The following is a 13,065-nucleotide window of genomic DNA, read 5'->3' on the forward strand; positions in this document are numbered from 1 at the left end:
GCCAGAAAGCCTGACAATAGCCGCTTCCCAGAACAGGTGCCATATTACCCGGATTGTCTGGAAAGCTTACCCGTTCCGGGCCTTCAGACACCCGTTTTTCCGATTGCACGGCCCTGCCCCCCTCTTTCTAATCCGACCAAGAGTTGAGTGATCGAGGAGGCTTCAGGGTGCGCATTGGTGTCGATGTCGGTGGAACGAACACGGATGCGGTCCTGATTGACGGCGACAGCGTCCTCGCTTCGACCAAGCAGCCCACGACCGAGGATGTCAGCAGCGGCGTTGCCGCCGCCATCGGGGCCGTCCTTGCCACCAGCGAGGTCGCCCCGGCGGCCGTGACATCGGTCATGATCGGCACCACGCATTTCACCAATGCCCTTGTCGAGCGCCGCCATCTCGACAAGGTCGGCATCATCCGGCTTGCCAGCCCGTCCGGGGAAGCCCTGCCGCCGCTCACCGGGTGGCCGGAGGATCTGATCCGCCAGACGGGAACGACATGCTTCCTCCTGCCCGGCGGCTATGAAGTCGATGGCCGGGAAATCTCCGCCTTTGACGAGGCATGCGTGCGCGAGGCGGGCCGCACCTGCCGGGAGCGCGGTATCAACCGGATCGCGGTCAGCAGCGTCTTCGCCCCACTCAATGCGGACATGGAAACCCGTGCCGCCCGGCTGCTGCAGGAAGAACACCCCGAAGCGACGATCAGCCTGTCACATGCCATCGGTCGCCTCGGCATGATCGAGCGTGAAAACGGGACCATTCTGAATGCCGCGCTGACTAGCCTGGCCGCGCATGTCATCGCCTCCTTCGAGCGCGCCATGCAGGACCTCGGACTCGAGGCGCCGCTCTACATCTCCCAGAATGACGGCACGCTGATTTCGGCAGACCATGCTGCACGCTACCCGGTCATGACGATCGGGTCCGGGCCGACCAACAGCATGCGCGGCGCCGCCTTCCTGACCGGGATCAGCGATGGCATGGTCATGGATGTTGGCGGGACAACCTGCGACATCGGCGTGCTGACCAATGGCTTCCCGCGCGAATCCTCTCTGGCTGTAGATATTGGCGGTGTGCGGACGAATTTCCGGATGCCCGATATCCTTGCTCTCGGCCTTGGCGGGGGTACACGCATTCATCTCGATCCGGCTCATTATCCGGCCGAACATCTGCCGGAGGAGACCCTGAAGGTTGGCCCCGATTCCGTCGGCTACCGGATCGACCGCGACAGCTACCTGTTTGGTGGCGACACGCTGACCGCCAGCGATGTCGCCGTGGCCGCCGGCCAGGCCGACTTCGGCGACCCTGCAAAGGTTCCTGCGCTCAGCCCGGCCGTGCGCCAGGCAGTCTGGAGCCGGATGCAGGCCATGCTCGAAGAGGGGCTGGACCGGATGAAGACCGCGCCGGGCGACGTGCCCATCATCGCGGTCGGAGGCGGCAGCTTCCTGATCGGCGATGCGCTGAAAGGCGCCGCCAGCATCGTGCGCCCGCCCCATGCCGCCGTGGCCAATGCCGTCGGTGCGGCCATCGCCCAGATTGGCGCGCAGATCGAGCAGATCGTCGATTATGACGTCACTCCGCGCGAAACCGCCTTGCAGCAGATCCGCGACGCTGTCGCCGAACGGGTCGCGACTGCCGGCGGCGCTCCGGATTCAATAGAGATTGTCGACATGGAAGAAGTGCTTCTGAGCTACCTGCCCGGCCGCTCGACACAAGTCAGGATAAAGGCCGTCGGTGATTTTGCCGGTGCGGCGCAGACCGCGTCGACGGCGCAAATCCAGTCAGAGCTGCGTCATGCACATTGAACGCTCCGACCTTGCTGACCTCGCCCGCGGTGCCGCCTTTCTCGGCTCCGGCGGTGGCGGGGACCCCTATTACAGCCTGTTGCTGGCGGAAGCCGCCATTGCGCGCTGCGGCCACTTCGAACTCGTCCCGCTCGAGGCGCTGGCTGACGATGCGCTGGTCGCCCCTTGCGGCTGGATCGGTGCGCCAACCGTCTCGGTCGAGAAGCTGCCGAATGGTGGAGAGACTGTGTCCGGGCTGAGGCGGCTGGAAAAGATCATGGGCCGGCAGATCGATGCCGTCCTGCCCATCGAGATCGGCGGCGGCAATGGCCTTGCGCCCCTGATCGCGGCTGCCGAACTGGGCGTACCGATCGTCGATTGCGACGGCATGGGCCGGGCTTTCCCGGAATCGCAAATGGCGATCTTCAATATTCGTGGCCTTTCGTCCTGCCCGTCCGTCCTGACGGCGGCCTGCGGATCGCTGTCGGTAATCGAGACCGACGACAACAACACGCATGAACGCATCGCCCGCGCACTCTCCGTGGCCCTGGGCGGGATCGCCCACATGGTCGAGTATCCGATGAGCGGGGCCGATGCGAAGGCCAACGCCATTCCCGGCAGCGTGAGTACCGCCATCGCCATCGGCAAAGCCATCCGCACCGCGCGCGACCGGCGTGAGGATCCTTTCACCGCGCTGGCAAAAGCGCTCGAGAAAACCGGGCTCTATCCCCACTGCCTGACGTTGTTTGACGGCAAGATCGTCGATCTCGAGCGGGAAACGCGCGGCGGCTTTTCAGTCGGCAAGGTCATTCTCGAAGGCTTCAACGGCAGCGGACGGATGGAGGTGCTCTTCCAGAACGAGAACCTGATCGCCCGTCAGGATGGCGAGATCCGCGCCCTGGTGCCGGACCTCATCACCATCATGGACCGCGAGACCGCCGACACCATCACCACCGAGCGCCTGAAATACGGTCAGCGTGTGAAGGTTATCGCTGCTGCTGCACCAGCCATGTTGCGCGAATCCTCCGCCCTGCCCTTCATCGGCCCGCAGGCCTTTGGCCTGGGCACCGATTTCATTACCCTCGAAAGGCTCAACGCCCTGGAGACGATATGAGCGCCAGCGATACAGACAGCGATTTTGCCAGCGCCCCGCTTCCGGAAAGCATGACGGTTCCCGGCTGGCGGGTCGCGCTGATCATTGCGAGTTTCACCTTTGCGCTGCCCGGCTTTCTCAACGGGGCGCAGACAGGTCTCGCCCTCGGCTTCGGGAAGGCTGTCCTGGCGGCTCTACTCGCCGGCATTATCCTCTGCGCCGGGGCCTGCCTGACTGCCATTATCAGCGTGCGGACACGTCTGACGACCTATCTGCTTGTCCAGCGTTCCTTCGGGATGAGGGGGGCGGCCCTGGTCAACCTCGTCATCGCCATCATCCATTTCTGCTGGTTCGGCGTGAACGTCTCATTCTTCGGCGATGCAATGGTCGCCGCGCAGGACGCCGGCTATGGCCTGCCGGGCAATTTCAGCATCTTCGTGATCTGCGGCAGCATCATGATCACCATCTCCACCATTTTCGGCTTCAAGACGCTGGACCGGCTGGCCATGGTCGCCGTGCCGCTTGTTGGCGTGATCCTTGTCGCCGTCTGCATCAAGTCCGTCGGCAGCAATCCGGTCGACCTTGCCCCCGCCGCGGAGCCGCCGGTACCCATGAGTTTCGGGATTGCATTGTCAGCACTGGTCGGCGGCAACATGCTCACCGTCGCGGCCATGCCCGACCTGTCGCGCTTCATCCGCACCGAGCGCGGCGCCCTGGTCGGCATGGCACTGTCCTTCCCGCTGGCCTCTCCCGTGCTGATGGTGATCTCGGCGCTGATCGCGCTTTCGACGTTGAACACCGACATCATGCAGCTCGTCACCGGGCTCGGCTTCGGCGCACCGGCGCTCGTCATGCTGCTGCTCTCGGTCTGGACAATCAACGCGCTCAACCTTTATTCCGCCAGCCTGTCCATGGCCGCGACCTTCCCCGGCGTGCCGCAATGGGTCTATGTCGTCGGCGGCGGTGTCGTGGGCTGCATCTTCGCGCTGATGGGGATCATCAATTATTTCATCCCCTTCCTCGTGACGCTCGGCCTGATCATCCCGCCCATCGCGGCGATCTATGTGATTGACGGCTTCATGGCGTTCCGCTCCGATACGCAGCTGCCGCCTGTCGCCATCCGCTGGCAAGCCATCGCCGTCTGGCTGTTCTCGCTGGCCGTCACCATGCCCGCGACCTCCTTCGGCCTGACCCTGACAACCGTTCCGGCCCTGGACGCAACCCTTCTAGCCGCAGCCGCCTATCTCGCCATGCTGTATTTCGCCGGGACGCCGGAAGAACAAGATACCCAACAAGACACCCCATGAGCACGACTACCCTCACCGGGATCTGCGATCTCGACGCGCATGCCCAGGCCGATCTCGTCCATCGCGGCGAGGTCACACCGAAAGAGCTTGTCGAGGCCGCTTTCCAGCGCATCGAACAGCTCAATCCGGTCCTGAACGCCGTCAGCCATGTCGCTACCGATCATGCGTTCGCTGCCGCGGAGGCCATGGACCGGGACGCGCCGATGGCCGGTGTACCCTGCCTGCTAAAAGCCTCGATGGAGTATCCGGGCTTTCCGCATGTCTCGGGCTCGCGGACCCGCAAAGACGCCATCGGACAAACCAAATATCCGTTTGCTGAAAAAATGGAGGCGGCTGGCCTCATTCCCAGCGGGATCACGACCATGCCGGAATTCGGCCTGATCGGCTCCGGCGAGGCGCTGGTCTACGGCCCGACCCACAATCCTTGGAACACCGCGCATGGCGCTGGCGGCTCCAGCAGCGGCGCCGGCGTTGCGGTCGCAAGCGGCATGGTGCCCTTCGCGACCGGCAGTGACGGCGGCGGCTCGATCCGTATCCCGGCCAGTCATACCGGGACGGTGGGGTTCAAACCGAGCCGAAACTGGAACCTGCGCTCGCGCGGGCCGGGCCTGATGGATGACCTGCTGGCCTCGGATGGTCTGCTCGCCCGCTCCATGCGCGACGCAGTATGGGCGGCCCAGACCTTGCGGACCCAGCCGCCCGAAGAAGTTCTGATACAGAAGCCCTTGCGCATCGCCCTGAACCTGACCGGCATCGACGGGGCCCCGCCCGAGGCACAGATCGCCGACATCATCACCCGGACCGCCCAGCTCTGCGAGGATCTCGGCCATCATGTGCAGGACGTCGGCCCCCTGATGGACATGGATGCCATTGGTCAGGCTTTCGATGTGCTCTGGTCCTACGGGGCGGGCGAAGCCGTCGACCTGTGTCGCGCAAAACTCGGCGCGACAGCCGACACGCTTCTGGAACCCTGGAGCCTCGGTCTCGCGGCAAGACGCTCCGACCATACGCCGGATGACCTCGCCCGCGCGCTGGCCATGGTCGGCCGGATCGACCAGGCGCTCGACCTCTTCTGGAACGAGTATGACGTCGTCCTGAGCCCGGTGACCAGCAACCCGCCCCCGCCGCTCCGCGTGCTCGCCCCCGACCGGGATTTCGACGCCCTGTGGCGCGACCATTTCCGGCATGTGAACTACACCCAGTTCCAGAACATGGCCGGCTATCCCGGGATCTCGCTTCCTCTCTTCGAATGTGCGGAGGGCCTGCCAGCCGGGTCGATGTTCTGGGGCCCTCACGGGGCCGACGACCTTCTGCTCGCCCTCGGCTGCCAGCTTGAAATGGCCTGCCCCTGGTCCGGCCGCCGGCCGCCCATGCTTGTCAAACCCGGCCCCTGACAGATTAACGCCAAAGGAGACCCGACATGACCCCATCTTTCCTGAAACAGATGATGCTCGGGATCAGCCTTGCCGCGCTCACACCAGCCATCGCCGCCCCATCCAACGCGCAGCCGGCCGAAACGCAGGGCTATGTCGTGCCCGAAACAGAGGTCTGGGACATCGAGGCCGCGCATGGCGAAACCTATCGCATCTATATTTCCAGACCCGAAGGCGAAGCGCCCGAGCAAGGCTATCCCGTGCTCTATGTGCTTGATGGCAATGCGCTGTTCGCCGGCTTTGCCGAGGCCCGCCGGATCCAGAGCATCTACAATTACGGCTTCGACAAGATGATCGTTGTCGGGATCGGCTATCCCAATCAGGAACTCTACGATTCCCGCCGCGTGGGGGACTTCACGCCGCCGATAGAGGCGCCGTTCCTGGCCGAGTATCACAAGGACGATCCGTCCGGGAAACGCGACCTGTTCTTCGACTTCCTGATGGATGAGCTTCGCCCGGAAATCGAGACGCGCTATTCGATCAATCCGCTGCGCCAATCGCTCTACGGCCACTCGCTCGGCGGCCTCTTCGCCCTGCATGTGCTCTATACGCAGCCGGATGCCTTCAACGCCATCATCGCCGCCAGCCCGGCCATCTGGTGGGACAGGCAAATGATCATCAAGGAAGAGCAGGCCTTCGCCGCAAGGCTGGAAGACGAGCCCGAGCTTCTCGGTCATGTCGCCCGCCTGCTGCTTCTCGTCGGCGAGCGCGAGGAAGAAAGCGCGATGACAGGCGACACCATCCTGCTCGGCGAACGCCTGAAGGACCTCTCGAAATACGGGCTGCGCAGCGATTACCAGGTCTTCGAGGACGAAACCCATATCAGCGTGCCGAGCCGGTCGGTGACCGTCACGATGCGCGAGGCCATGCAGTGGCCATAAAGAGGCCACCGCCGCCCGCCTCCTCTATTCGGTCGATACGTCGCTGAACTGGTCCAGCTCTCCATAGACCGCCTCGCCCTCGAACAGGGTCAGGATGACGCTCGCCTGCGAGATCTCCATCAGCGGCATCTCGAAGATGTTCTTGTCGAGCACAATCAGGTCGGCGCTCTTGCCGGCCTTGATGGAGCCGGTGACATCCTCGTTCCAGTTCGTATAGGCGACGTTCAGCGTGTGCGCCTTCACCGCCTCTTCCAGGCTGACAGCCTCGTCCGGCAGAAGCGGTGCGGAGTCCGGCTGCTCATAATTCACCCGGGTCGTGGCCACTTGCAGGCCAAGCAGGGGATCGGCCGTCGCGACGGGCCAGTCGGCCCCGTAAGCGAGAATGCCACCGCCTTCGAGAACGCTGCCGGCCGGGTAGATATATTGCGAGCGTTCCGGGCCGATCGCCTTCTTGGTGAGGTCCATATAGAGATAATTGGCCGTCCAGGTCGGCTGGAAGACCGCGATCACGCCAAGTTCGCCAAAGCGCGGCTGGTCGGCCGGATCAATCACATTGAGGTGCGAGATCATCGGACGCTGAGCGCTTCCATTGGCCACGACCGCCGCTTCGAACGCATCGAGCGCGGTCCGCGTGGCGCGGTCGCCGATCGCGTGGACGTGCGGCTGCATGCCATGCGCGGTCAGCTCCGTGACGGCCTGCGTCAGGGTCTCCGGCGGGATCTGCAGCTTGCCGCGGAAATCGGTATCGCCGGCATAAGGCTCGATCATGGCCGCCGTTCTCTGCGGAATGACGCCGTCTTCGTAGAGCTTCACCGATTTTGCCGTGATACCGGCCTCCCGGGCCCGTTCGGACGCCTCGAGGATGACAGGGATCTGCTCGAGCGATCCGCCATTTTCCCACTTGAAGGCCAGCGAGACATGGCTGGTCAGCGACCCGCTTTCCATGACCGCTTGGTAGGCCTCAAGTGTCTTGCTTGTTCCGTCCGGGCCAAGATCGATCCCGGCATCGTGCCAGTTGGTAATGCCCAGCCGGTTGAATTCCTTCGCGACATAGAGAATGGACTCCTGCATCTCAGCCGATCCCGGCGCGGCGACAAAGTCGCTGACCAGCTCCATGGCGCTTTCCTGCAGGCCGCCGACAGGCTCGCCCGTTTCAGGATCGCGATTGATGTGACCATTCTCAGGATCGGGCGTCTCGCTGTCGATCCCGGCCAGTTCGAGCGTCTTCGAATTGACCCAGTAGCTGTGACCGCCCACGGACTCGAAGACGAGCGGCCGGTCGGTCGACACCTCGTCCAGAACCTCCTTGCGGGGAATGCCATTGGGCGGAAACAGCGAGTCTTCCCAGCCCACGCCATAGACCGGTTCGCCGGCCGGCCTGTCTGCGATGCAGCCGGCAATGATCTCCTGATAATCCTCGAGGGTCTCGCCCTCATGCAGCGAGCAGCGCGTATACGCCATGCCGCCGAAGACCGGATGGACATGGGCGTCCCCGAAGGATGGCATCAGCAGGCGCCCGCCAAGGTCGACAGTTTCCGTGCCGGTCCCGGCATAGCGGGCAATGTCGGCCTGCGTGCCCACAGCGACAATCCGGCCATCGTCGACTGCGACGGCCTCAGCCCAGGGCTGGTCGGGCTCAACGGTGTAGACGCGCGCATTGACGAAAAGCAGGTCCGCCGGGTCGGTGGCGGCCTCTGGCGAAGGGCTGGCGCAGGAGGAAAGCCCCCCTGCGCCAAGGAGAGCCATGCCCGCTGCAGCTGAGAGGAGGTTCGCCCGGTTACAGAAGACAGATGGCATCTCGTTTCCTTCGTATTGTGTGTCATGAAAGCCCGGCAGCGTCGCAGCCGCAACGCTGCCGGTAGAATGGCAGGATCAGAACCGGCGGGTCACCGAGGCCAGGACGGTGCGGTCCTTGGCAGCCACGCAATAGCCATAGGGCGCCGAGGACAGCCCGCAGGTGGCGTAATACTTCTCATTGAGAAGATTGCTCGAATTCACCGAAACCAGCCAGTTGCCATAACTGGCCGAGACCATTGCGTCGACGAGCGTGACCGATGGCGTCACGAAGGCCTGCGCGGTATCGATCTTGTCACCGATATAGCGCACACCGCCACCGGCCCGCAGCGTCCAGCCATTGTCGAGCTGGAAGCTCTTGGTGGTCCAGACCGATGCGAGGTGCTCGGGGATGTCGGCGATGCGGTCGCCTTCTGCCAGAGACTGGCTGGAGGAGAGCACTTCGGCCTCGGTGTAGCTGTAGGACGCCATGAAGTCGAAATCTTCCGGCATGCGGATGACCGCCTCAAGCTCGACACCCTGGGAGCCGACCTCGCCGCCCTGCAGGAAGTTCTGAATGTTTTCAGGATCCTGCGAGACATAGTTGGACTCTTCGATGTCGAAGAGGGCGAGCGTGAACAGCATGCCGCTTTGCGGCTCCCACTTCGCGCCAACCTCGTACTGACGGGCCGTGCGCGGCTCGAACGGATTGCCGAAAAAGTCCCCGCCCGGCACGGGCAGGAAGGATTCCGAATAGCTGAAATAAGGCGACAGGGTCTCGGTCACGTCAGCGATGACACCGCCGCGGAAAGAGACCTGGTCCTGGTCCAGCTCGTCGACCCCGTTGCGTTCGGATTCCGCGGTATCGTGGCGAACGCCGAGCAGGACGTGCAGCCAGTCATTATAGGTGATCTGGTCCTGCGCATAGAAGCCGAGCTGAGAGCTGTTGTATTCCAGAAAGTTCGTATAGCCGTAGTCGATGTCGCCGCCCGGCTGCGGGTTGTAGATGTCGATCGGTGGCGGACTGCCGCCGACATAGCACCCGAAGAGGCCTTCAAACCCGTCGCAGGAAAAGCCTTCCGCCTTGCTCTGGTCGAACCAAATATAGTCGACCCCGACGAGCACTTCATGCTCGAAAGCCCCCGTGGTCAGCTCAACGAGGACATTATTGTCAGTGTTGATGACTTCGCTCTGCTCGTCATTCACATAGAATTCCCGCTGCAGAAGCGTTTCTTCCGGGTCCGCGAATGGCGTCACGCCGTCGGAGAAGTCGCCATAGATTTCCTTGTAGTCACTATCCATGTCCGAATAGCGCGAGGCGCTGCGGAAGGTGATGTTCGGCGCGAACTTGTGGGTCACGAGCAGCGAGCCCGACGTATAGGTCGTGTCCATGCCGTTGAAGCCCGGCTCGCCCTGGTAGAAGTTGAAATCCACCTTTTCGGCTTCGCTGCCCGCATTGATGGATTTCGACAGCGGCACATAGCCGAGCGACCCGTTCTGATCTTCCTGGTAGAGACCGATCAGCGTGATTTCCGTGTCCGGCCCCGGCGCCCAGGTGAGGGACGGGTTGATCAGGACCCGGTCGTCCGGCGTGCCCCACTGGGTTTCACCGTCCCGTGCGAGCACGACAAGGCGCCCGGCGAGCTGGTCGGTCAGCGGGCCGGTAATATCGCCCTGGAATTGCAGGCGGCTATCGGTGCCGACAACCACGCCGGCCTCGCCGCCATATTCGAACTTCGGGGTTTTGCTGGCACCATTCAGAACGCCGCCCGGACCGCCGGCCCCATAGAGCACCGACGAGGGCCCGCGCAGGACCTCGGCACGCTCGAGCGTGTAATTCTCAAGCCGGGCGCCGTAGATAAAGTCCGGCATCCGCTTCAGGCCGTCGAGATATTGCGCTGCTTCGAAGCCGCGCGCGTTCACGAAATCCCCGCGGGAGTCGACGCTTTGCGCCGGCGCCACACCGGCGCTGTAGCGGTAGACATCCTGCAGGTCGACGGCGGCGCGCTCGCGGAACTCATCGTCCGTGATCACACTGATCGACTGGGGAACTTCCGTCAGCGGGGTCAGCGTCTTGGTGGCGGCCACAGCGCGTGTGCCAGTCACGAAGACCGTGTCCATCGCCGCTTCTTCATCCTGGCTCGCGGCGGCCTCGTCGGCCTCTTGCGCGACACCGGATGCCTGGAAAGCCAGGGCGCAGGTCATGGACATCAGGGCAAACCTGAATGTTCTCGTTATGCCTCCGCGGCTGTGTGTAAATGTGGACCTCATGCTAATTCACCCCTCTCTCTGTCGGTAGCCTGTTGCCGCAGAAGCCAATGCGTCGTATGCGCGGCGCTTCCATGACAATTCAACAACAATCGCGGTCCTGAATCGTCGTCTTTTCAGGGTAATCGCAAGTAAAAGCGGGTAAGAGCTTCCGGGTGATCCGGGTGAACCCGCCGTTACTACACTTTGGCGAGAAAATAGCCAGCCTGACGCGGCTTTTTCGTTACCCGTATCGGCCCCGCTTTTACCCGCTCAGCAGATTGCGCCGCCTTTCGCCTGGCATACACATGCCGCCATGACGACTCTGAAAGACCTGGATCCGGATATTCACCGCTTCCTTGAGACCATGCGGGAAGACTGGAAGGCTTGGCCGGCCCTGGAAACCATGTCCTTCCCCGAACAGCGCATTGCCGCCGAACGGGTTCGCGAACGCTGGACGCGCGGCGGCCCGGACATGGCGGTGACCGAGGATTTCACCTTCGACTTCGGCGCCGGCGTGCTGGGCATCCGCATCTACCGGCCCGTGGCAGACGACACGCCGCTTCCGGCGCTCGTCTATGTCCATGGCGGCGGCTTCACCCTGTTCAACATCAACACGCATGACCGCCTGATGCGGGAATATGCCGCCCAGAGCGGCGTCGTGGTAATCGGCGTCGACTATCCGCTGGCGCCTGAAAACAAATATCCCGTCGCGCTCGACAGGATCGAAGCGCTGATGCTGTGGCTTGGCGAGCATGCCGGGCGCTGGAAGATCGATCCTGGCCGGATCGCCATGGGCGGCGACTCAGCCGGCGGCAACCTCTCCTTCGCAACGGTGATGCGGTTGCGCGACAAGGGAAAGGCCGGCCTCGTCAAAGCCATCCTCTCCAATTATGGCGGCTTTTCCCCGCACATCTCCGACGAGGCCGAAGCCCGCTTCGGCGGGCCCGGCTCGATCATGGACCGGGCCGAGGCGGAACAGTACTGGACAAACTATCTGCGCGGCCGCGAGGATGAAAGCGACCCTCAGGCCTGCCCGCTGCTGGGCGATGTCTCGGGCTTTCCGCCGGTCATGCTGGTCATTCCGGACCTCGACCTCGTTGCCGAGCACAGCTTCGCCATGCAGGAACGCCTGGCGGACGCCGACGTCGACGTGGAAACGAAAGTCTATCCCGGCGCGGTGCACAGCTTCCTGGAAGCCATGTCCGTCTCATCGCTCGCCCGCCAGGGCATCGCCGACGGCGCAGCCTTCATCCGGAAAACCCTAGGCGGCAGGCCCTGAGCCCGCAGTGTCCACTAGGACCGCGAGCGCTCATAAACCGACAGCTCACTGAGGATATCGTCCCGGTCCCCGTCCAGGGCCGGGGCCGGGCGGTCGGCCTCTTCCTGGGCGGTCCGGCTGGCGAAGGGCGAGGCGGCATAGAGCAGGTCGCCTTCGGCAGGGTGCGTCATCTGCCGGAAATAGCCGGTGGCAGCCAGATGCTCTTCGCCGGGCAGGTCCTCGATCCGGTTGACCGGTGCGCAAGGGATGTCGGCCTCGCGCAGCGCGTCGAGCCACGCCCGCGTCGTGCGTTCGGGGGCAGCCTGTTCAATGGTCTCATAGAGCATCTCGATCCGGCTGGAGCGCGCCTCATTGTCCGACAGCCAGTCGGCTTCGGCGAGATCGTCGCGTCCGATCAGGCCGAAGAAACGGCGCCAGTGGGCTGCCGTATACGGCATGATCGCGGCATAGCCGTCGCGCGTGCGATAGGGTTTCCGCCCGGCGGCATTGAGCCGGATATAGCCTCTGTCGGGTAGCGGCGGAACGAAAGTCTGGCCACTCAACTGCTCGATCAACAGGAAGGACGCCATCGCCTCATACATCGGCGTCTCGATATGGCAGCCTTCGCCCGTGCGGGCGCGCGCCGCGAGGCCCGAGGCCACGGCGAATGCCAGATGCAGACCGGCAACCTTGTCACACAGGATGGTCCGCACGAAACGCGGCGCCCCGGAGGCATCGGCGTTCAGCCAGGCGAGCCCGGATGCCGCCTGGATACAGTCATCATAGGCCGGCTCGTCGCCATAGGGCCCTTCTCCGTAGCCACGGGCGGAACAATAGACGATGTCCGGCTTCACCGCCTTTACCGTGTCATAGTCGATGGCGAGCTTGCGGGCGCTCTTGTCGCGCATGTTATGGACGAAGACATCGGCGGTCGCGGTAAGCCGGTCGAGGATGGCCTTGTCGTCCGGCTTCGCGAGGTCCAGTGCGATGGACCGCTTGTTGCGGTTACAGTTGAGAAAACCGGCCCCGTCGCCGCCGGGCTGGCCCGGACGCGCGCCGCGAAAGACATCGCCGCCGGCCGGCTCCACCTTGATGATATCGGCGCCCATGTCGCCCAGAAGCTGCGTCGCATAGGGGCCAAGCACGACCGTGCTCAGATCGATGATCCGCACCCCTTTCAGAAGATCGAACATGGCAGCCCTCCTTTGCGCAGTTTGCCCAGGCTCCTTCGGCCCTCGCAAACCTTGATACACCGCGAGGAGCGCCGTGGTCACCGCCAGAGGACGGACTTACCC

Annotated in this window: 9 protein-coding genes; 6 read left to right on the plus strand and 3 right to left on the minus strand. The window is 63.7% G+C overall.

The annotated features are described in order from the left end of the window. The first annotated feature begins 167 nt into the window (after nucleotides 1-167). The 5 genes from B8784_RS05725 to B8784_RS05745 are packed head-to-tail and all read left to right on the plus strand — an operon-like array spanning nucleotide 168 to nucleotide 6,489. Nucleotides 168-1,796, plus strand: coding sequence for a hydantoinase/oxoprolinase N-terminal domain-containing protein (locus B8784_RS05725; RefSeq protein WP_084396638.1), 1,629 nt, complete (start codon nucleotides 168-170; stop codon nucleotides 1,794-1,796). Next, nucleotides 1,786-2,889 carry a DUF917 domain-containing protein gene (locus B8784_RS05730; RefSeq protein WP_084396639.1) on the plus strand — a complete coding sequence of 368 codons (1,104 nt, stop codon included), beginning with the start codon at nucleotides 1,786-1,788 and terminating at the stop codon, nucleotides 2,887-2,889. Before B8784_RS05725 ends, B8784_RS05730 begins: the two co-directional genes overlap by 11 nt. Next, the gene (locus tag B8784_RS05735) at nucleotides 2,886-4,175 is read left to right on the plus strand and encodes a purine-cytosine permease family protein (protein ID WP_084396640.1); all 1,290 of its coding nucleotides are present in this window, start codon (nucleotides 2,886-2,888) and stop codon (nucleotides 4,173-4,175) included. The genes B8784_RS05730 and B8784_RS05735 overlap by 4 nt, the downstream gene beginning before the upstream one ends. Beyond that, nucleotides 4,172-5,569, plus strand: a complete 1,398-nt coding sequence (locus B8784_RS05740; RefSeq protein WP_084396641.1) for an amidase — start codon at nucleotides 4,172-4,174, stop codon at nucleotides 5,567-5,569. Before B8784_RS05735 ends, B8784_RS05740 begins: the two co-directional genes overlap by 4 nt. A 26-nt stretch (nucleotides 5,570-5,595) precedes the next feature. Next, a complete protein-coding gene (locus B8784_RS05745) occupies nucleotides 5,596-6,489 on the plus strand; it encodes an alpha/beta hydrolase (RefSeq protein ID WP_084396642.1) in 894 nt (297 codons plus the stop codon). 24 nt (nucleotides 6,490-6,513) lie between these two features. On the opposite strand, the gene B8784_RS05750 is transcribed toward B8784_RS05745, so the two are convergent. Both B8784_RS05750 and B8784_RS05755 read right to left on the minus strand, forming a co-directional pair. After that, complete coding sequence (locus B8784_RS05750; RefSeq protein WP_084396643.1) at nucleotides 6,514-8,286, minus strand: amidohydrolase; 1,773 nt, start codon at nucleotides 8,284-8,286, stop codon at nucleotides 6,514-6,516. Nucleotides 8,287-8,361: 75 nt separating this feature from the next. Continuing rightward, nucleotides 8,362-10,473 carry a TonB-dependent siderophore receptor gene (locus B8784_RS05755; RefSeq protein WP_158085598.1) on the minus strand — a complete coding sequence of 704 codons (2,112 nt, stop codon included), beginning with the start codon at nucleotides 10,471-10,473 and terminating at the stop codon, nucleotides 8,362-8,364. 352 nt (nucleotides 10,474-10,825) lie between these two features. Here B8784_RS05755 and B8784_RS05760 point away from each other — a divergent pair, with 352 nt between their 5' ends. After that, nucleotides 10,826-11,791 (plus strand): alpha/beta hydrolase fold domain-containing protein, encoded by a 966-nt coding sequence (locus B8784_RS05760; protein ID WP_084396645.1) that lies wholly within the window; start codon nucleotides 10,826-10,828, stop codon nucleotides 11,789-11,791. A gap of 14 nt (nucleotides 11,792-11,805) precedes the next feature. On the opposite strand, the gene B8784_RS05765 is transcribed toward B8784_RS05760, so the two are convergent. Continuing rightward, complete coding sequence (locus B8784_RS05765; protein ID WP_143435316.1) at nucleotides 11,806-12,963, minus strand: CaiB/BaiF CoA transferase family protein; 1,158 nt, start codon at nucleotides 12,961-12,963, stop codon at nucleotides 11,806-11,808. Nucleotides 12,964-13,065: the final 102 nt, after the last annotated feature.

This window comes from Henriciella aquimarina, assembly GCF_002088975.1.
In the GTDB taxonomy this organism is placed as follows: domain Bacteria; phylum Pseudomonadota; class Alphaproteobacteria; order Caulobacterales; family Hyphomonadaceae; genus Henriciella; species Henriciella aquimarina.